Below are 21284 nucleotides of genomic sequence, written 5' to 3' on the forward strand. Positions count from 1 at the left end.
GCAGCGCAATGTCGCTATGAAGAAAGCAGTTTCGTTTGAAGATCAGAAATACTTATAACAACAAAAAGGAGTATAGATCGCGCACCGTTATTTTACAGTGAATAAAATGACGATATTTACTGCAAGGTTAGCTTAAGCTAAATGTAAAAATAGTGATACTTATCATCAGCATGAAAAATCACCACTGCGATTAACACATTAAGTCGTTAGCCTGACTTCAGCATTATTGTTTTGAAAATAAAGAAATTCAAGCTGGCTCAGAAATGAGCCGATAACAGATATCCTGACTATATCTGATTAATTATCATTCCACTCTTCGCTGTAAGTAAATCTTCGCTAAAATAACCACCACAAGAATATAACCCCAAAGAGGTAGTCATATTATAATAATGAAATCGATTTCATTTTAGTTTATTTCAGGGGGAAGGGTCTCATTAATCCGGATGAAAGATAAAAAAAAGCCCCCACAGTGTGGAGGCCATGATGTTACTGCTTAACGGTTAAAAACTTTCCCAGTTCGCCTTCGTCATGTCGACGGTCTGGCGCTCAGGCTGCTTTGCCTGCAATACCGGACGACGCAACGCTGCGGTTTGCTGCGGCTGTGTGATACGTTGATGACTCTCCAGTGTAAAGGTCGCCACCAGCCCTGCCAGCGTCTCTGCCTGCTCCTGCAGCGACTTAGAAGCAGATGAGGCCTCTTCCACCAGCGAGGCGTTCTGCTGCGTCACCTCATCCATCTGGCCAATCGCCTGATGAACCTGCTCAATACCTTTGCTCTGCTCAGACGTTGCCGCGGCAATCTCATTGACCAGATCGGCTACCTGCTGAATCGCCTGGCGAACATTTTCACTGTTTGCACCAACGCCGTTGGCCTGCTCTAAACCGTGCTCAACCTGTGAAACCGACGTAGAGATCAGGTCTTTGATTTCACGGGCAGCAGACGAGGAGCGCTGCGCCAGATTACGCACTTCTGAGGCGACAACGGCGAAGCCGCGGCCATGCTCACCGGCACGCGCTGCTTCGACGGCCGCATTCAGTGCCAGAATATTGGTCTGGAACGCGATGCCTTCAATCAGCCCGGTAATTTCAGAGATTTTGGCAGAACTGCCGCGGATCTCATCCATAGTGCTGAGCATCTGCTTCACTGCCGATCCATTCTGGATGGACATGTTATTAGCGTTATTTACCAGGGTGCTGGCCTGATGGGCACCTTCTGAGTTCTGTCGAACCGTTTCGCTCAGGGTTGCCATACTGGCAGACGTCTGCTCCAGTGAAGCAGCCTGTTCTTCCGTACGCGCAGAGAGATCTTCGTTACCCGCCGCAATCTGCGTTGAACCGGTACTGACCGACTGTGCGGAATGACTGACCGAGAGCAGCGTGCCAGAAACGCGGGCCAGCAGCTGGTTAAATGCCATCGCTGTTTTGCTAATCTCATCCTTACCGCGGACTTCTGCGGTATGGGTCAGGTCAAGCGTATGGCTGACCTGCGTCATGGTATTAACCATGCCTGAGAGGCTCTTTTTAATGCCCAGAATCACTTTGGCAGAGAAAGCAGCCAGTATCAGAATAAGCAGCAGTGACCCGCCAGACATCATCCACAACGTCTGATTATAAATGCGCTTGTTTTCTACCCTGAGCTGTTCGCCGATATCAATGTTCAGCTGAATCTGACGGGTGAAATCGGCTTCCATTTTACGGGCTGCAGCACCCACGCCATTCTCGCTCTGTAACAGCGGCAGTGTGACCGCATCATTATGGGCGCGGGACGCAGCATAAAACGCCGGCAATGCGCTGCGAACCGCATCCAGGTTTTTATTAGCCTGCACGGTCATCTCTTTATCTTCATCACTGGAGATATCGTTAGCCATGTAGTAATCATTGAGTGACTTGATCTGCGTCAGCAGATTATCGATGCGCTCTTCCGCTGCCGGGAATTTAGTCGCGTCACTGGTGCTGTGGTGACGATAAAGCGCAATGCCTAACTGATTGGTTACGCTGATCGATTTATTAAGATCGCGGATGCTGGGTATCGCGTTCATCTGTACATATTCAAAACGGGACTGAAAGCCCGAAATAACTGATAAAGAGATAATCACCAATGCAATAAGTGACATTGCAAGCAGTGAGAAAATCAATACCAGACGTTGTGTAATAGTCATACTTGCCCCCGGCAAAAAAGATTAATTTGAACATGGTGTAAAGCTGGATCGTTTATATCGGCGTTTGTCGGCGGGCCTTTAATTAATCGCGCGCGATATATTTTTTTATTTTTCCTTGCGAATGCGACAAAGTGTGCCAGGCAGAAAAAACCCCCAAGCCTTGATTGACTTTCATTTTGACATACCCTCTTACACTTCCTCACATCCGTAAAATCCCCCTTTTTTCCAGGAATCAATTTTCTACTGCGAAATGGTCATAATTACGCAACAGCCGTCATATAGAGAGCCCTGATAATTAGCGCACTAATTCAATAGGGTAACTGACGATAATTGTTAACGTACGGACGCTTTGAACACGCTAAATCTCGCCTCTGATTCAACTGTGACAGGGTAAAGAATGCGTAAGGGCCGCAGAGGACAAAAGCCAGAAAGCCTGGCTGACATCAGTTCTTCTGATAGGTGAGAGAAGGGCTACCCGATGCCTGACAGATACCTGAATGAGATTTTAGCCATTTGTGTCAGGACCAGATTAAATCAGCGAAATCACTGGCGGAATGCTGATTCTGGTCTATGCTCACTGGCCCGACCAGGCTTTAGTCTGTTGGATAGCAATAACGCTTAAAATAAAAAAAGGTAGTTGTCATGGATTTAGCCACATTTGAAACCAGAACGGGTCTTTGGCCACACATGCAGTTTACGGATGTTGAATATGACGTTTGCAGCACTGGCGTTGAGATCTATGCCATTGATGTCAGCCGTCAGACCAAGAGCAAGCTGTTCATCTGTCGCGTCAGTAGCGAGCAGCAGGCAGCGGCGCTGACAGCGCAGTTCAAAGAGTGGTTGCCGAAGTTAAAGCTCAAAAAACGTAAAGTCGCACTGAACCTGGCACGCATGGCCTGCGACAAGAGTTATCCTGCCAACCCTAAATTCCAGGATCGTTCTGACATGCGCCGGAACACCTCCAGGCTCTGATGCCCAATCCAGCCTGCGCATGTGGCAGCAGGCAGGCTGAAAAGGGTATGCGGCTCTGCGGCACGCTTAATCGCGCGCCGCAGGAACCTGAAACAGCCGATATTCCCCCGCCTCGATCGAAATATCACTGAAAGTACTGATATGCATCTCTATCCACGTATTCGCGGCGCGAAGCGTGTGAGGTGAATTGCGCTGTGCAAGTTCAGCAACAAAGTCCTGGGTGCTCACCGTACACTGACCGGAATCATCCCGCCTCATCGACTCTCTGAATGCTATCCAGACCTCATCATCCTGTGACATCTCATTTACCTCACAACGGCTCTCAGTTAAAATTAACTGTATATATAAACAGTATAATTATTCCCTGAAGCGGTCAAGTTTGCCCTGAAAACCGGTGACAAATCGCTAAGCGAGCCAGAAATAACGGCCATTTTTAGCATCAGCCTATGGCTTGAAGAGACTTTAATCCTAATCCTAGAAATCGTTTTCATAACGAACTAAGCCGTTGATTAAAAACAACAACTCCATTTGTTAGTTTTTTAATTATTTGATATCTAAATAAAAAAACGGTTAACCGTAGCGGCATAAAACCCGGTTTTGCCTTATCTTTAAATGGCTCTGTAATGAAATCCACTTCTTTTACAGAGTGAATTGACTCCTACCCTTGCCCCCTTTTACAGGGGGCACTTTTTCAGATAACGCAGATGTCGACATCCGCCTGTCACTGCAGACCGGCAACGTTTGCGCGCTCCGAAAGAATGTGGTAACGATGTTAACGGACTGTCTGGAAAAATGGTGGATTTGTAACCTGATAATTCATTAGCCGGCCTTAAATCTCCAGACGCTCAAAACAGCTGATTGAATATAAAGGCAATTTTCTGAAATATCAGAGAAACTGATTTTTACCCGTCCGAAAACCTTGCCACAACAACATGGTAAGGAGAGTAAAAAACGCGTAATAATCAGGCACTACCGGATTGACCGGCGCCTCACCAGGGATGCCGTAACGTTATAATAATGCGCTATATCTGCTGTTCGCCCCCGCGCTTGCGGGGGCTTTTATTGCCCTTCTGTCGCCACGCCCGATTCATGCCGCTGCGTGCTCCACCTACCCGACGCTCGAAACCTTAAGACTTCCCTGGACCTATGGTCAGATTGATGCCGCAAGCATAACGGCATCATGGGCGCAGTTGTGCCCTTAACCATCAATTTTTCTGTGGTATGGTTAATCAGTAACTTCCTGCCATGTGAGTCTGCTTATGCTTTCCACCCTCATCTACCGTAGCCAGCTTTCCGACTCTGTCACGCCAGAGAGAGTAAAGGCGCTGGTGGAGCATTCCAGCATCAAAAATGCCGCGGCTGAGGTCACCGGGATCCTGCTCTTTGACGGACAGCACTTTTTTCAGGTGCTGGAGGGGACCGTTGATAACGTTCACGCGGTATTTGAGCGTATCTGCCAGGATGATCGGCACTTTAATCTGATTGAACTGATGCGCGATTATGCGCCCGCTCGTCGCTTTGGCCACGCCGGTATGGCCCTGTTTGATTTGCGTGACTATGAGAAGCACACCGTGGTGGATGCCCTGCTGAAGCGGGTTACCCTGAATGATGAGCGAATCCGACATGACCGCGTCGTGAAGTTCCTGCGTTCGTTCGTCGAAGGACGCGATAAAGAGACGTTTATCGGGATAGATCCCGCCAGTCACTGGACGCTGACCACCCCTCTTACAGCCGACGTTCAGCCCTCCTGGCAACCGCAACCGGATCAGCGCTGTGAATTTGCGCTCCAGCCTATCGTGGATGCCACGAATCGCCAGATTGTTTCCTGTGAAGCGCTGATACGCGGTCTGCATGGCGCACCGCCCGCAGACTACTTTTCACAGTTGCCGGAAAGCGAGCGCTACCAGGCCGATCTGTACTCAAAAACCTACGCTTTTCAGCTGGCCAGACATCTGGGACTGGGGGAACTGACGCTCTCCGTCAACCTGCTGCCCATGTCGCTGGTGATGATTGATGATGCGGTCGAACATCTTATCCAGCAGATAAGACTTCAGGGATTGCGGCCCGAGCAGGTGGTGGTTGAAGTGACCGAAGATGAAATCATCTCGCGCTTCGACGAATTTCAGTTCGCAGTACAGCAACTGAAAGCCGCCGGAATCAGTCTGGCGCTTGATGATTTTGGTGCCGGTTTCGCAGGCCTGTCGCTGTTAGCGGATTTCCAGCCTGACAAAGTCAAAATCGATCGCAAGCTGATCACCGATATCCACCGCAGCGGCCCGCGTCAGGCGATTGTGCTGGCCATCCTGAAATGCTGCCAGGCGCTGGAGATTACGGTCATCGCGGAGGGGGTTGAGAAAATTGAGGAGTGGCTCTGGCTGGAAGGTGCCGGCGTTCGCTATTACCAGGGCTTTCTGTTTGCCCGCCCGGCTCTGAATGCGCTGCCTGCTGTCAGCTGGCCTGTACGCCGCCCGAAATAAAGGCATCTGAATTAATCCTCTCATTCTCCCCTTTTGCTCAGAGTTTGACCCGGCTCACACCGCCTCGCTGCAAAAAGCAAAAGCTGTGCCATGCTTGATCCATCTGATAGCCAACCGGCAAAACAGATATTCATCAGGTCCCTGGATAACAACCGGAATTGGGAGAATCACCATGAACGAAGATCGCATCAGCGGTAACTGGAAGCAGTTCAAAGGTAAGGTTAAGGAAAAATGGGGTGATCTTACGGATGATGATATGACCGTGGTAGAAGGGAAGCGAGACCAGCTGGTCGGTAAAATTCAGGAACGCTACGGCTACGAGAAAGATCGTGCCGAAAAAGAAGTGAAAGAGTGGGAAGATTCCAACAAGTACCACTGGTAACGCGTTCTTAATAGCCGGGTATCTCTGCGCCCGGCTATGCCCTTTCTCATCCCTCCCCTTTTAATCATCGGATATCTCGATATCTCAGCCTGCCGCTGTGAGTGATCAAAAAGGCGGAAACAGCCTGTGCCATTTCCGCCCTGTTCACCTTACTGGTGTTCAAGCGTGCGCTGACCGCCGATCGCAATCGGGATACGTCGCGGTTTCTCGCTCTCTGGTATTTCCTGGATCAAATCAATGTTGAGTAAGCCCTCCGCCAGGCTGGCTCCGGTCACCTTCATATGTTCCGGAATAGAAAAGCTCAGCTGGAAGTCGTGTCGGGAAATGCCGCGATGGATCCAGCTGCTGTTCTCTTCCCGTGCCTCGCCAGACGCATCCTGAGACGCTTTTTCTCTGTGCCCGGCCACAGAGAGCCGTCCACCCCGCAACTCAATCTCCAGTTCATGCTCTTTCCAGCCGGGTACGCTGACGGTCAGCGCGTAACGGTTATCCTCAACCCGCTGCAGATCGTAAGCAGGTGCGGTGGTTACCGGGCTGTCGCCAGTCAGCTGACTGAATAATTTATCGATGCGGTTAAAGCGGTCTGAAAACACAGAATCAGCCAGTGAAGGGAAAACGGAAAATTGTTGTACTGACATCGTGATAATCTCCTGAACAGGTTCATCCAAAAGTTCATCTGACCGGTATCATATTTCCGGTCATCTCCATAAATAGGGTTTGGTTGTCAGCTTTCAAGTCAGGAAATAAAATTTTTTTTACTGTTATCAAACAGCCGGTTACCCGAGGAATAAATCTCAGAATATTAACGAAGCCGCTATTTTTTGTTCTGAGGAGTAAGAACGAAATGAGGATGACGGCCAGCCAGTAATAACAGCAGCTCATATTCGCCCTGACTTAATAATGTCGGATTAGCTGCGGCTTCTTTGGTTTGCCAGACTCTCAGGCTAAGGTCAAAACGCTCGGCAGCGCTCTGCTGTGACAGCCCGGCGGCAAGACGAAGTTCACGCACGTTACTCTGGACAATCACAGGCGACTGGGGGGGACGATTAACCAAACAAAGACTCCTTCAGCATGATGAAATCGCAAAAGCACAGCGCTCCGCGATCAATAAAAGCGAAGCGGTCTGAAAGCGACAGGATGACAAGACCAGAGAATAATTGACTATTTTGAATAAATGTCAAATTTCGGACTGCACATTTGTGCCTGATTTTTTATAAGCGAAGCGGCATATTTCGTTCTGACGGCGACTTTTCTATTTCCTTAGAGTGCCTTATTCCTCCAGCCAGGAATTATCCTGTTATTTGCCTTAAGGGTGATTCAGGGATTAATCCGCTACCTCAATGCTTCTTTCTTCATCAGGATAGATGTTTAGCCTGAGGTTAATGTTCAGGCTGCTTCATTGAAACCAGAGGAGGATAATAAATGAAAAATCCTATCCAGCGTCGTTCGCCAGAGGATCTGTCGCAGGTGGAAATTCGCGAGCAGTGGCAAATCACTTACTGGACCCAGGAACTGAGGACGACACAGGAAAGGCTGACGCGCGCCATCCGTGAGCGAGGTCCGCAGACTGAACAGGTCCGGGACTGGCTGGAGCAAAATCCGCCGCCACGTCGTCCGACACAATCCTTAAACGGCATCAAAGGTTAACCGGATTGCTGACTGAGGCGCTGGATAATCCCCAGCGTTGCGGTGGATTGACCTGCATCAGCCAGGAAGATACTGACGGGTCATATCTGCCATTCTGCGTCTCTTTCCGGCTTTTGCTTTGCGTTTTAACAGGTTAGCTCCCGCTTCAGTGTGCAGCAGCGATAATCTCTCTGGCAGCAGACCCGTTTCATGGCAACACCTGACTCATAATAACTGTTAACTCTCCTGAATATTTATTCATCTACTGCTCGGAAATAAACATTAACCCTGCTGAAAATTCTCTGCTGCATATATAAAATGAACAGCTCTGAATAATCGGATGCCTCATCGATTAAATTTTCGAATCGTAAACATGCCTTTAATGCGTTAAAGAAAATATTAAGAGACACCCGCTTCGTAGTCACTTATCATCAGCTTGAAAATAAAAATCACACTATATTTCCTGCCGCCCGAATCACATTTCGCTCCGGACAGTTTTCTTTTTTCGCTCCGTAATCAGACGGTGCGGGGGTTCTACACACATGCTCAACAATCTCAACGGCGACAACGAACGCCGAAGCCGCGCTTTACAGGCGCTGCGCGACCCTGATGAAAGCCGCGATGAAGTGCTGCGGAAGTTTGTCCGGTTAGCCAGTCAGGCCCTGGGTATTCCGGGCAGCTTTATCTCGGTGCTGGATGATGAATTTCAGACCGTACGCGCGTCACACAATTTTGATCTGCAACGCTCAACGCGTGCGGACTCACTCTGCCGCCACGTGGTTGACAGTGACAGCGCGGTAATCGTCCCTGATACGTATCATGATGCGCGTTTTGTTACGCATCCCCTGATCACCGGTTCACCCTTTATTCGCTTTTATGCCGGTGTGCCTCTCAAAACCCGTGACGGCATTATTCTGGGGACGCTCTGTGTAACCGACACCCAGCCACAGGCATTTGCCAGTGACCAGGTGACGACACTGACGCTGCTCTCCACGCTGGTGATGTCCTTCCTGGAAGCCTGGCATGCGGCAGGGTTCACCGATCCGGTGACCGGACTGCCTAACCGTCAGCGCCTGATACGGGATTTGCAGTATCTGGCCGTGGCCGGTGATACCACGCCACGCCGTCTGGTTCTGATTGATTGCATCGACATGGGGCGCGCATACGAACTGGCACGCACCATGGGAATGACGCCGGTAGAGAGTCTGCTGAAAGATATGGCTACCCTGCTGCCGCTGCGCCTGCGTCCGGCGGTTGGGGAGATGATCTATACCGTGGCCACCGGCCGGTTTGCGATCCTGACGCGAGCCGACAGCCGACTCAGCGCAGCCTGGGTAGCCGGTCGTCTGGAAGGGATCAGTGCAGATATGGACGATGGTCTTTCAGTCGCACTGACACCGCATACCGGTGAGACCGGATTTGTTGCGGGCAGCCTGCCAGCGTCTGAAATATTACGTCGTGCGGTCAGTGCCCTGAATGATGCGATCGGGCGCGGACTGCCCTCTCATCGCTTTGACGCTGAGGCAGAAACCCAGCGTTCAGAAGATTTCATGCTGATGACCGATCTTAAAACGGCATTACACGAGAACATCGGGCTTTATCTGGTCTATCAGCCAAAAATCTGCCTGCAAAGTGGCAAGCCGGTGGGTCTGGAAGCCCTTATCCGCTGGTTACATCCCAGCAGGGGCGAGCTTTCTCCTGGCGCCTTTATCCCGCTGGCTGAACAGACCGATCTGCTCTCCGTACTGACCGCCTGGATTATCGATCAGGCGGTCGAACGTCTTAGCCGGCTGCGCAACAACTGCATCCAGTTGCCATTGACGATCAACGTCAGCGTACGCGATTTTGCGCGCGAAGGGTTCGCTTCAGCGCTGGAAAGCAAGATGGTTAAGTCTAAGCTCCCGACCTCTCTGCTGGGGATCGAATGTCTGGAGACCGAACGTATCCTTGAAAGCCCCACCGCTCTGCGTGGACTGGAGATGCTTAAAGAGCGGGGATTCACGATTTCACTGGATGATTTTGGCACCGGCTACAGCAATATCAGTTATCTGCGTCGTATGCCGCTGGATGTGATTAAGCTGGATCGTTCTCTGATCAGTGAGCTTTCCTCAGATACCGCTTCACGCATCATTGCCCGCAGTATTATCGCCATGCTCAAAGAGCTGGACTACACCGTGGTGGCAGAAGGCGTGGAGTGTCCGGACGCAGTATCCTCCCTGACAGAGTATGGCTGCGATCAGGCTCAGGGCTATTTCTATTCGAAGCCGCTGAACGAAGAAGCCCTGGATCACTGGCTGCACTGGAAGCTTCGTGGCGAGTGTCATTAAACTGACGGCAACGCGATCTGATCTCAGATTGCGTTGCTGCCAGTCTGAACGTCTCAGCCCGCCCGCCTTTTATCATTCAAAAATTATGATCAACTTCAGCAAAACTTAGCTATTCACGTTCAGGATGAACGCGCCTATCATTCATTCCATCGAGGTGAAACGCCTCTCCCTGAATGAAAAACGCTAAGGAATCGACCATGAAAACCATCAAAACTTTCGTTGCTGTTACTGCATTACTGGTTTCTTTCGGTAGTTTTGCCGAGAGCATTACCGCCACCGCGTCGACACTGGATGCTGCTGAAGCGAAAGTTGCGGCGCAGGCCAAAGATGCTGGCGCATCTTATAAAATCACCGGCGCACGTGTTGATAATCGTGCTTATGTCTCTGCTGAGCTGATTAAATAACCTATATCGAATTGATGCGATGAGGCTGCCATTACGGCGGCCTTTTTTTTTATGCAGCGGGCATCAGCCGGAACGAATTTAAAAACGTTAAAGCTGTTCGGTAATATGCCGCTTCGCTTACTGCCACCTGCTCTGGTGCAGTCTGTGCGTCAGTGGATAAGTAGGGATGAAACATTTTTTGAACAGTGTTAGCGTGTCCGCAACAACCCTATAAAGCGGAGCTGCACATGCTGACTACCATAATTTATCGCAGCCATATTTCAGATGATTTTCCCATCAAAACCGTGCCCGCGATGGTCGACAACGCCAGCACAATTAATGCCGCTCACGACGTGACCGGCATCCTGTTATTTAACGGTACCCATTTTTTTCAGCTGCTTGAAGGGCCTGAAGCGGGCATTCAGGCGGTCTATCAGCGAATCTGTGCGGATCGGCGTCATCATAATGTGGTGGAACTGATGCGCGACTATGCGCCTTCCCGCCGCTTTGGTAATGCGGGCATGGAACTCTTCGACCTGCGTGAACACGATAGCTCCTCGCTCCTGCAGGCAGTGCTGGATAAAGGGACATCGAAATATCGCCTGACCTATGATGATCGGGCACTGCAATTCCTGCGGACGTTTGTTGAGTCCCGCGAGAAAGAGAACTACTACGAAGTACTCCCGCCGGGTTACTGGGAGTTTATTTCTGAACATAATGATGTGCCGGACTCCCGCCCCGAAACCGAAGGCGTCAGCTTCCGTCCAGTGGTGGATCCCCTGGCGCGTCAGGTCACCGCAATTGAAGCCGCCACTCTGCGGCCGGCTTCCGCCGACGAGGCCTCTGGCGATCAGCTTTACGTTAACGATCTGGAAACCGTGAAAAAGACATTTGCACGCGCTGCCCTGGTCTGCCCGGACGGTATGACACTCTACGTCAGCCTCCTGCCGATGACGCTGGTGGTGATACCCGATGCCGTCGATCAGATTGTGTCTGCTATTCATCAGGCGGGACTGGTTCCTGAACAGGTTGTTATCGGTGTGAGTGAAACCGCCGTAATCTCGCAGCTGGATGCCTTCTCTGAAGCGGTACGCATGCTGAAAGCAGTCGGGATCAGCCTGTCGATCGACAATTTCGGCGACGGCTCCGCAGGATTGTCGTTGCTGACGCACATCCAGCCCGATCGCATTCGCATTGATGCCGGTATCACCCGCGATGTCCATCGCAGTGGGCCTAAGCAGGCGGTGGTGCAGGCGATTATCAAATGCTGTTCAGCGCTGGAAATCACCGTCATTGCGGCGGGGATTGTACAGGCGGAAGAGTGGATGTGGCTGGAGGCCGCGGGTGTGATCAATTTCCAGGGCACGCTGTTCGCCGCCGCTGGTCGCTACGAAGCGCAATCCGTTGCCTGGCCGGAATACCGGGAGGCGATGTAACAAACGCTGTCCGCACGGTGATTAAGCGGTATGCCACAGAGCGGCCGCTTTTTTCGCCACTGCTAAGCGGGGTGATGACAAAACCTGAGCTGAGCAATGCCCTTCCCACTACTCTTACCATCCCAGTAACATCCCGTTCTGATGCTCAAGATCCGATGACGCTGCAGGACACCTCCCCCTCTTCTGACTGCGGGCAGTGCTGCCTGCAGTTTATGATAACCACTATAGAGAGTAATTTTACCTGTTTAACTACTGTGGAGAGCAGTTACGCGGTCACCGATCATCACTTAAAGTATCAAAATGGGACGGATATCCACTGTAGCGAGTAAATTACGCTTTACATGTTATCAATAACCACTGTAGCGAGTAACTAAGGCAGGCTACAAAGAGCACAAGCCTTTACATCCCCTATTTTGCGGGGCAGATGCACTGCTTACTCACACAGCAACCACTATAGCGAGCAGAATGATCAGTAACGCAGACTCACCATGAATTGCAGCGCTCTGCAGGAGTAATGAAGTTGAGCGGCGCGTATAAGGCCTGTTCTGTCGCTGAATCCGTGTCTCTGTCAGCAGTGGTATCTCTGACAGCTAACCACTATAGCGAGTAACACTTCAACTGTGCTCTGATTGAGGAATCTGACCCAATCTCGCCCCCGAAAGCGCTAATTATGATAGTGAGCACTTACATCAATAAGATAAGAGCCCGCTCAAATCACAGGACAGTGACGATCACAACCACTATAGCGAGTGAGTCTCTCTTTTCTGGTCCCACTTAATAACCACTGTAGCGAGAATATTGCTGTCTTCCGCGCGAAGATTTGATCATTTACTGGTCACATCAGTCATAAAATCACCCGATAACCACTATAGCGAGTGGTTTTGTCCGCAGAATATCAGGAAAGGTGCGCCTTAGACGCAGAAAGCAGGAAGGATAACCACTATAGCGAGTAAAACAGGTACGTCGCTTTTTCTTCACATCCCTCTTCAAGAACCCCCTGCCCTGCCGCGAACCCGGTTCAAAGCCCTCTATGAAAAAAGGTAACCACTATAGCGAGTACTTTCAGGGGCACTTTCTGTCGGCTTTGCCCGTGTGATAGCCGCTGATGAGAGTAAGTAACCACTATAGCGAGTAAGGAGAGGGTCAGCTGCGCGAAGGGTTGTCCTGAGAAAGAGGGTTAAGATGCTATTGATGGGATTACAGGGGGATTAAAGCGTTACTGATTCGCAGATAACCACTGTAGCGAGTACCGTTACTCGCTACAGTGGTTGTCGCATATTCTCAGTTACTTCGCCTGTTTTCTTATCCAAAAAAAATATCTGGTGAACGTTTAACAGGCAGGGATCGCCACAATGCCTGAACTGACAGGGCATTACTGCTTTTTTTGCTTCCTGATTTTGTTCAGTAACTCTTTTTCTTCACGTGAAACCATCACCAGCTCACTGCTCTCCTCTTCGATCACCAGCTCAGGCGGGCTGACGTCAATAATGCCGGGATCGATATCAAGATCGTCAAAATCATCCATTTCATCATCGATGAGGCCGGACTGGCTGAGCGGCAGTTCAGCCGGACGCAGCTTAGGATGACGGTAATGGACCCAGAAATAGACGGATGAGCCGCGTCGGGTTTCGGTGTAGTCCAGATAGCCGATCTCTTTTAACTGCTCCATGGCCTTTCTGACGGTCGCATTCTGGGTAATCACGCGTGAGGTCAGATTAAGCCTGGCACGCAGACGCGCCATGGATATCGGAGCAGGCTTTGGTGGAAGGCTTTCAATGAAGGTGTAGAGAGCCTGAGCGGACTCTTTGCGTGCCAGTTCATTAATAGCTTTAAGCTGCAGCAGAACCTTTCTGTCGAACTGATAGAGCTCAAAGATCTTGGGATCGGCCTGCAGCGTTACCGTGTCTTTCTTGACGCTGTATTTAGCCGACTGCACCAGGTGCGTCGTGTAGTTCTCTCCGCCCTTGCTGGTAAACGTCAGGGTATTTGATGCAATACGTGTCAGAGACGCGTCCAGACGGCTCCTGAGCTTCGAGGAGAGCCTTGCCGAGGGTATGCCACAGAGTTTTGCGAATTCAACGAAAGAGAGCGTTACAGTGTCTCCCAGACACTCATGCGTCGCGAAGGCACGAATGATCCCGACCCAGGTTTTAAAATCGTTATCCATATCCAGGCGGGCACCCAGAATCTTTATGTTGTCATAGCCTTCCGACCTGACCAGGGATAACTGTTTAAGATCCTGTGTGACATCCATCGCGTTCATCTGGTTTTTCTGACTGCGCGCCGTGGATTTCAGCGTCGGAACAAATAAGCCAAGCCGCATCAGCGCAACCGGCTGCACGGTGTTATTACTGTTGGGGGTAAGAGTAACAACTTCACCTGTACGTTTGTCTGTTTCGCTAAATGCATCAGCTATGTTCAGGATATCTGGTTCTTTTCTTGGCATTAGGAAGATCCGTGATGTGAACAGGCGAGACCCGCTGTTACTCGATACAGTGGATACTATCACTCACTACAGCGGTTAATCTACTTGCCATAGTGGTTATTTCTCTCGATACAGTGGTTACTTTACTCGCTATAGTGGTTAGTCACCCCGTCTGAACGCAGACATACCAGGGCCTGGCGCACGATGGGGATCTTTCAGGAACTTATTAGGATCTTAAGAGGATCTGTTACTGGATCTATTCAGTGGATAACCCGTCAGAAATGCCAGTCAAAGAATCACTCAACTGCATTACCTTTTTCCGGAATCCCCCTCTTTCATCCCAGACGGTCAGTAAAATCCTGACTGCTAAGCCTGATCAGGGTTATGCACACGATAAAAGCCCGTTTACTCGCTACAGTGGTTGTTGGGTACTCGCCAGCGCGGTTGCTTTTCTCGCTATAGTGGTTGTTATACTCCCTATAGTGGTTATTCTTCTCGCTACAGTGGTTACTGACACCCTCTAAGGCCTTGTGTCCCAAGGCTTCAGACGTTGCGGGGATCTGTTTAGGATCTCAATTTGATCTATTGAGGATCGACCAATTGGATCTGACCTGTGGATAACGGGGATAAAACAGACACAACCGGGAAAAGGAGGCATAGCAGATGGCGCTGATTTTCTAACTGATTTTCTAACTGGTTGGGTAAGGCCATGATCAGCGACGAACAGCTGTTCAGCAGAAAGTTAATTGTAAAATCGGTTTAACACAGAGCACAGGTATAACCACGTTCGACATTAATCAATAACCTTTCTGGTAATAAGGCTATTAGATTTTTACTGAGGACTGTGAAAATCTGTTCGTTCCGAGTGGATTTTCACCCTGGAGAAAATGGTTTACACTATTGATATTAAAGGATTTATTTATGATTTTCATGATGAAAACACCACGCAATCAGCTATCCTGCACACCATTCCTGATGAACGGGTATAAATAATCTCCGGAAGTGCTTATATGCAAATTAAAGGTAATAAGCATCACATGAGCACAAACGTCGAACAATAAAGTTCAGTGACAGGAAACGATAACCATCAGCACCAAAATGCTGTTGACGAAAACGCGAAGCATAGATGACATCATTATCAGCCAGGTGTTCTAATCGCTCACAACCAGAAATGCAGAGTTAACTGAGTGAAGAGTTCAGGCAGGTAATAACATAAAGATGATTACAGGCATCCGGACATTCCCGGCCATCATAAAATGATCTTTAGAGATTTAATGCCTGCTTTATGACTAATCACCCCCTCCCCTCTTTCACAAGCATTACTGCTTCGTGGCTCTAAAATTAAACTCCAGAGTGACTGGCTGGAATAGAGCTATACAGGGTTGCTCAAACCCAGGCTGAAGAAAGAACGGAATCATTCTCCTGAGTATGGAGAACTACTTCTAAACAATGCTGAAACTTTAGTGTGCAGAATGATGATGAAGAAGGCCTGAATAAGATGGATGAGTATGCCAGATAGGATCAAAGTGAATGAACGAAATCGGTAATCTCTGATTTGTTTACTCGATGTCGTATATATCTCTCAGAGCGTAAACCAGCTGCAGGCAGTGAAGCTATACACATTTCAGACAAAAAGCAGGAGCATAGTAATACTTCTTTCAAAGCAAATTTTCACCATCCGATTTCACGTCTACTTATCTGATTTAAAACAATTTTTCTGATATTTTCATGGTGAAAACACCGTGCATTCCCCCTGAACATCTTCAGGTGACTCCTGCTTTAAAAGCCACGTTAATAATAGTCGTCAGCCGGAATAAAGCGCGCATAACGCTTCAAAGCCGCTTTACTGACACGATCCAGAATCTCTTCAACTTACTCACTTCGGCGGATATGAAGCAGTCCAGCCAAAAACCTCTTCCTTCAAAATCACCTGTATCTCTCATCCCAATCTCACCATCCGTGCCAGAAAATCCAGGTTTTTGTCATTTTTCTAATAAATTGGCAGGTATGCCCTTTTTGTGTAGTATGCAAAAAACATTAACGCAGAGGGGCTTATGAAGCGTGATTATGGTGGAGTGCTGGAAATGGCCACACGGGCCAATTCCATGTTACACGGACTGAGTAACCACATTGAGCAGCAGCGTCAGGAATTCAACCAGACCGGTTTTTATCAGACCTTCTCACGCAATGCTGTCGCCAACATGCCCTTGCTGAGTAAGCACGCTGTTGTCGCCGCGATTGGTGATATGGAAGCAGCAGGCTATCAGTTTGGTAAGAAACAGACCGGCAGTACCTCCCAGTACGCCCTGACCATCGAGAACGTGGTCGACATCTATGCGCATCGTAAAGTGCCGAAATATCGCGATCGCCACGATGGCCCCTTTGTTGTGTTTGTAGTCAGCCTTAAAGGCGGCGTCTCTAAAACCGTCAGTACTGTCACGCTGGCACACGGTATGCGCGCGCATCCTTCTATGCTGCATAACGACCTGCGTATTCTGGTTATCGATTTAGATCCCCAGGCATCGAGCACGATGTTCCTGAGCCACACCAACAGCGTGGGTTCCGTTCTGGAAACGGCAGCGCAGGCGATGCTGAACGATCTTGATGCAGACCAGCTTCGTGCACAGTTTATCAAACCAACCGTCATGCCAGGCGTGGATGTCATCCCTGCCTCAATCGATGATGGTTTTGTTGCCAGCGACTGGGAAGAGCTTGTGGCTGAGCATCTGCCTGGCGTTGCACCGTCAGAAGTATTGCGTCGCAACGTGATTGATCGTCTGGCGGGGGATTATGATTTTATCTTCCTCGATACCGGCCCTCATCTGGATTCCTTCATGCTGAATGCGATTGCGGCCAGTGATGTGCTGCTGACTCCGACGCCACCCGCGCAGGTCGATTTCCACTCCACGATGAAGTATCTGACGCGCCTGCCGGAAATGCTGGAGCGAATCGAGTCCGAAGGGATTGAACCGCGACTCAAAGCCAATATCGGCTTTATGTCTAAAATGACGTCTAAACACGATCATCTGACTTCGCAAAGCTATGCCCGCGAAGTGTTTACCAAATCAATGCTGGATTGCAGCTTACCGCGACTGGATGGATTTGAGCGCTGTGGCGAATCCTTCGATACCGTGATCAGTGCCAATCCTTCCTCTTATCCGGGCAGTGCGGACGCGCTGCGCAAAGCTAAATATGAAGCCGAGCAGTTCTCACGGGCTGTGTTTGACCGCATCGAATATATCAGGAGTACCCTGTGAGCAAACCTATACAGCGCATTGGCCGCAAGTTTGGTGATTCTGCTATCGCGAACATGATCGACAGCAGCAGCCAGTCGCGCACCTTTACGCTGAAGTCGGGCGCGAAGGCGACATTTGTTCGCCAGCTCATCCTGCATGATGATATTGAAACCCGAACCAGCGTTGACCCCAAAATCAACGGCCGTGACCAGAGCACGCTGACGCCGGAATCGCTCCAGGAGATCACCCGTACCATTACCCTGCAGCAGTTTTTCCCGGCTATCGGTCGTGTCAACGGAGACAAAATTGAGATCATGGACGGCTCACGCCGCCGCGCCGCATGCATTCTTTCCGGTGCCAGTCTGGAAGTGCTGGTCACTGCGGATGAACTGAGCCTCAGCGATGCGCGTCAGCTGGCCGCGGATATTCAGACAGCGAAAGAGCATAACCTGCGAGAATTAGGTTTGCGCTTTATGCTGATGAACGAAAATGGCATGAGCAAATCGGAGATTGCTAAAGCAGAAGGTATCTCTAACGCGAAGGTCTCGCGTGCGTTCCAGGCGGCAGCCGTTCCCGCTGAGTTTATCGAGCTTTTCCCGGTCGTCTCCGAGCTGACCCTGCAGGATTACCAGTTGCTGCTTGATGTCTGGGAAGAAGCGAAAGCGGAAGCGGTAGAGGTCTCTGCGCTGGTCAGCGAGATCCAGCAAAGGCTGCATGCAGATGATTCCCTGCAAACTGCCAATGCGGATGAGAAGAAGAGCGCTATCCTGAATGGCTTCAAAAGCGCGCGTCGCCAGTTAAAGAAACCGGCGCCTGTCAGCAAGACGGTGACGGAAAAGCTGGCAACGTTTACCACGGCCAATACCTATGCGCGTCGTAAAACCAATGACGAGAAGCGCACCGTGCAGTATGAATTCAGTCGTCTGCCAAAAGAGATAGCTGAACAGATTGATGCATCGATCAGACAGATACTCTCTACACTGAAGTAATCTTCACTATGCTTCACCGATACCCGAACCGGCCGCTGCGCCGGTTTTTTTTGTGTTAATCGCCCGCAGCTGTAAAGCCCCCTCCATGCCTGACTCCTTCAAAAGATCGACGCTTCTGTTAATTACCCATCACTTCAGAAGGGTAACGCTTGAACTCGTCACAGATTAACGCTATAGCTAAAACGGTTTAGCTATCTGGATTAATCGGAGGAGTTTTTATGTCTGTTCGCGTATGGTGCCTCGGGGATGCCGTGGTCGATTTACTGCCCGAAATGCCGGGACGCCTGATGCAGTGCCCTGGCGGAGCACCCGCTAATGTCGCCGTTGGAATTGCCCGTCTGCAAGGAAACAGCGGGTTTATTGGCCGGGTAGGCGCTGATCCCTTTGGTGAGTTTATGCGGCAGACGCTCAGTGAGGAGAACGTTGATACCCGCTATATGATCGCCGATTCACAGCACCGCACCTCAACCGTGGTGGTCGGACTGGATGAGCAGGGCGAGCGTTCCTTTACCTTTATGGTGCGGCCCAGTGCCGACCTGTTTCTTGAACCGTCGGACCTGCCCGCGTTTCAGCGTGGAGAGTGGCTGCACTGCTGTTCGATTGCCTTAGCGGCTGAACCTTCACGGAGGGCGACGCTGACTGCAATGCAACAGATCCGTGCGGCAGGCGGCCATGTCAGCTTCGATTTAAATCTGCGTGAAGACCTCTGGCCCGATCCGGCACAGCTGCATGCGGTGGTGAACGAGGCGCTCCGTCATGCCGATGTGGTCAAACTCTCCGACGAGGAACTCGATTTTCTCTGTCCGGGTCAGGAACCGGCCGACAGTATCCCGCAGCTGGCCGCGCGATTCAGCATTCGCTTATTACTGGTGACGCGGGGCAGGGAAGGGGTGATGGCCTGCTATCAGGGCCAGATAACCCACCATGCCACCACACCGGTAGACAGCGTCGACACGACCGGCGCAGGTGATGCCTTCGTGGCCGGATTACTCTGGGGACTGGCGAAGTCGGGTCTGCCTGCCGATGAATCGCAGCTGGCCATTTGTCTTGCCAGTGCACAACGCTGTGGCGCACTGGCAACCACGGCGAAAGGTGCCATGACAGCACTTCCATGGCTCCACCAGCTTGACGATCTGGCCGGCTAAACGTCCTGCAACAGCCCTGTTTTGCGAGCTATCTCACAATCACTAAACCGGTTTAGCAATTTTCATTGCAGAGGGAAATTACCCGTGGCTATGATTTGCGCCTAAACCGGTTTAGCAAAAAAGACCGGTGATGATAGCCTCTCCTCAGGGATATAAAAAAATGAAAAAAAGCACGTTAGCAGTCGCCCTCTCTACGCTATTCCTTTCCACATCCGTCTGGGCCGATCCCAGCATGAGCAGCATCGAAGCACGCCTTGCGGCGATGGAGCAGCGACTGCAGGCAGCCGAGCAGCGGGCAAATGCCGCCGAAACCCGCGCTGAGGTCGCCGAGAAGCAGGCTCAGCAGCTGGCGGCAATACAGCAACAGAACCAGACCTCCACCGCTGAAGTCGCTCAGCGCACCGCGAAGCTGGAACAAAAATCTGCCGATGAAGGGGGCTTTGAGTTTCACGGTTATGCCCGTTCCGGATTGCTGATGAACAGCTCAGCCGCCAAAACGCAGGGGGGACCGACAGTCACCCCGGCTGGAGAAACCGGCGGTCACGTCGGGCGTCTGGGTAATGAGCCGGATACTTACGTTGAACTCAATCTCGAACATAAGCAGACGCTGGACAATGGCGCCACCACCCGCTTCAAAGCGATGCTGGCCGATGGACAGCGCACTTACAACGACTGGACGGCTGCCAGCAGCGATCTCAACCTGCGTCAGGCGTTTGTTGAGCTCGGTCAGCTTCCGACTTTCACCGGCGCGTTCGATAACGCAACGGTGTGGGCCGGTAAGCGTTTTGATCGTGATAACTTTGATATTCACTGGATCGACTCCGATGTGGTGTTCCTTGCCGGTACCGGTGCCGGTATTTACGACATGAAATGGAGCGATCAGGCGCGCAGCAACATATCGCTGTATGGCCGCACCTTTGGCGACATCGAAAACAATGAAAACACCGCGCAGAACTACATCCTGTCGCTGAATAACTTTGTCGGCCCGGTGCAGATGATGATCAGCGGTATGCGGGCGAAAGATAACGATGATCGCCGTGATATCGACGGGCTCAGAGTCAAAAACGATGCGGCAGAAACCGGCGTACATGCGCTGCTGGGCCTGCATAACGACAGTTTTTATGGCCTGACAGAGGGCACATCGAAAACGGCACTGCTCTATGGCCATGGGCTGGGTGCAGAGGTGAAGTCGATCGGATCTGATGGCGCACTGTTGCCGGAAGCGAACACCTGGCGTCTGGCGAGTTACGGTATTACCCCGCTGGGCGGTGGCTGGCACATTGCGCCTGCCGTGCTGGCCCAGCGCAGTGACGATCGTTACGTCAAAGGTGACAGCTATGACTGGGCGACAGTCAACCTGCGCCTGATTCAGGAAATCACCCGGAACTTTGAGATGCAGTATGAAGGCTCTTATCAGTACATGGACCTGCGTCCGGAAGGCTACAACAACCGTAATGCGGTCAGCGGCAGCTTCACCAAACTCACCGTTGCACCCACCCTGAAAGCCGGTGATGTCGGTGACTTCCTTAAGCGTCCTGAAATTCGTCTGTTTGCAACCTGGATGAACTGGGATCACCGGCTGGATAACTATGCCAGTGACGACGCGTTCGGCAGTAAAGGCTTCGACGCCGGTGGCGAATGGAACTTTGGCGTACAGATGGAAACCTGGTTCTGACCGGGAGGCCCCGGATGCCGGGGCCTCAGTAATACGCGGATAAAAACATAAC

The 21284-nt window shown here is 50.8% G+C and carries 16 protein-coding genes; 11 read left to right on the forward strand and 5 right to left on the reverse strand.

Annotated elements, in window-relative coordinates:
• Positions 1–500 precede the first annotated feature (500 nt).
• Positions 501–2159, reverse strand: coding sequence for a methyl-accepting chemotaxis protein (locus PU624_RS03475; RefSeq protein WP_283545288.1), 1659 nt, complete (start codon positions 2157–2159; stop codon positions 501–503).
• A 642-nt stretch (positions 2160–2801) separates the two neighbouring features.
• On the opposite strand from PU624_RS03475, the gene PU624_RS03480 reads away from it, so the two are divergent.
• Complete coding sequence (locus PU624_RS03480; RefSeq protein WP_283545289.1) at positions 2802–3131, forward strand: hypothetical protein; 330 nt, start codon at positions 2802–2804, stop codon at positions 3129–3131.
• A gap of 66 nt (positions 3132–3197) precedes the next feature.
• Here the strand turns inward: PU624_RS03480 and PU624_RS03485 are convergent, their stop codons facing one another.
• Complete coding sequence (locus tag PU624_RS03485; RefSeq protein ID WP_283545290.1) at positions 3198–3431, reverse strand: DNA polymerase V subunit; 234 nt, start codon at positions 3429–3431, stop codon at positions 3198–3200.
• A gap of 959 nt (positions 3432–4390) precedes the next feature.
• Between PU624_RS03485 and PU624_RS03490 the strand changes: the two genes are divergently transcribed.
• Positions 4391–5608 (forward strand): diguanylate phosphodiesterase, encoded by a 1218-nt coding sequence (locus PU624_RS03490; protein WP_283545291.1) that lies wholly within the window; start codon positions 4391–4393, stop codon positions 5606–5608.
• Between the two features lie 172 nt (positions 5609–5780).
• Positions 5781–5990: a CsbD family protein gene (locus tag PU624_RS03495; protein WP_064738984.1), complete on the forward strand. Its 210-nt coding sequence runs from the start codon at positions 5781–5783 to the stop codon at positions 5988–5990.
• Positions 5991–6139: 149 nt separating this feature from the next.
• Here PU624_RS03495 and PU624_RS03500 read toward each other — a convergent pair whose 3' ends face one another.
• Positions 6140–6628: an Hsp20 family protein gene (locus PU624_RS03500; protein WP_283545292.1), complete on the reverse strand. Its 489-nt coding sequence runs from the start codon at positions 6626–6628 to the stop codon at positions 6140–6142.
• A gap of 176 nt (positions 6629–6804) precedes the next feature.
• Positions 6805–7044, reverse strand: a complete 240-nt coding sequence (locus PU624_RS03505; protein ID WP_283545293.1) for a transcriptional regulator — start codon at positions 7042–7044, stop codon at positions 6805–6807.
• A 368-nt stretch (positions 7045–7412) separates the two neighbouring features.
• Here PU624_RS03505 and PU624_RS03510 point away from each other — a divergent pair, with 368 nt between their 5' ends.
• The 4 genes from PU624_RS03510 to PU624_RS03525 all read left to right on the forward strand — a co-directional run bounded on the left by PU624_RS03510 (position 7413) and on the right by PU624_RS03525 (position 11762).
• Positions 7413–7637 (forward strand): DUF3606 domain-containing protein, encoded by a 225-nt coding sequence (locus tag PU624_RS03510; RefSeq protein ID WP_283545294.1) that lies wholly within the window; start codon positions 7413–7415, stop codon positions 7635–7637.
• Between the two features lie 521 nt (positions 7638–8158).
• Complete coding sequence (locus PU624_RS03515; protein WP_283545295.1) at positions 8159–9943, forward strand: GGDEF domain-containing phosphodiesterase; 1785 nt, start codon at positions 8159–8161, stop codon at positions 9941–9943.
• Positions 9944–10140: 197 nt separating this feature from the next.
• The gene (locus tag PU624_RS03520; protein ID WP_283545296.1) at positions 10141–10347 is read left to right on the forward strand and encodes a YdgH/BhsA/McbA-like domain containing protein; all 207 of its coding nucleotides are present in this window, start codon (positions 10141–10143) and stop codon (positions 10345–10347) included.
• 227 nt (positions 10348–10574) lie between these two features.
• Positions 10575–11762, forward strand: a complete 1188-nt coding sequence (locus tag PU624_RS03525; RefSeq protein ID WP_283545297.1) for a diguanylate phosphodiesterase — start codon at positions 10575–10577, stop codon at positions 11760–11762.
• A 1372-nt stretch (positions 11763–13134) separates the two neighbouring features.
• Here PU624_RS03525 and PU624_RS03530 read toward each other — a convergent pair.
• A complete protein-coding gene (locus PU624_RS03530; protein WP_283545174.1) occupies positions 13135–14208 on the reverse strand; it encodes a RepB family plasmid replication initiator protein in 1074 nt (357 codons plus the stop codon).
• Between the two features lie 2033 nt (positions 14209–16241).
• On the opposite strand from PU624_RS03530, the gene PU624_RS03535 reads away from it, so the two are divergent.
• The 4 genes from PU624_RS03535 to PU624_RS03550 all read left to right on the forward strand — a co-directional run bounded on the left by PU624_RS03535 (position 16242) and on the right by PU624_RS03550 (position 21232).
• Positions 16242–17444 carry an AAA family ATPase gene (locus PU624_RS03535; protein WP_283545175.1) on the forward strand — a complete coding sequence of 401 codons (1203 nt, stop codon included), beginning with the start codon at positions 16242–16244 and terminating at the stop codon, positions 17442–17444.
• Positions 17441–18412 carry a ParB family protein gene (locus tag PU624_RS03540; protein ID WP_283545176.1) on the forward strand — a complete coding sequence of 324 codons (972 nt, stop codon included), beginning with the start codon at positions 17441–17443 and terminating at the stop codon, positions 18410–18412. Before PU624_RS03535 ends, PU624_RS03540 begins: the two co-directional genes overlap by 4 nt.
• Positions 18413–18630: 218 nt before the next feature.
• On the forward strand, positions 18631–19557 hold the full coding sequence (cscK, locus tag PU624_RS03545) for a fructokinase (RefSeq protein WP_283545177.1): 927 nt from the start codon (positions 18631–18633) through the stop codon (positions 19555–19557).
• 160 nt (positions 19558–19717) lie between these two features.
• Positions 19718–21232, forward strand: coding sequence for a carbohydrate porin (locus PU624_RS03550; protein WP_283545178.1), 1515 nt, complete (start codon positions 19718–19720; stop codon positions 21230–21232).
• The last annotated feature ends 52 nt before the right edge of the window (positions 21233–21284 follow it).

The organism is Pantoea sp. Lij88, assembly GCF_030062155.1.
Lineage (GTDB): Bacteria > Pseudomonadota > Gammaproteobacteria > Enterobacterales > Enterobacteriaceae > Pantoea.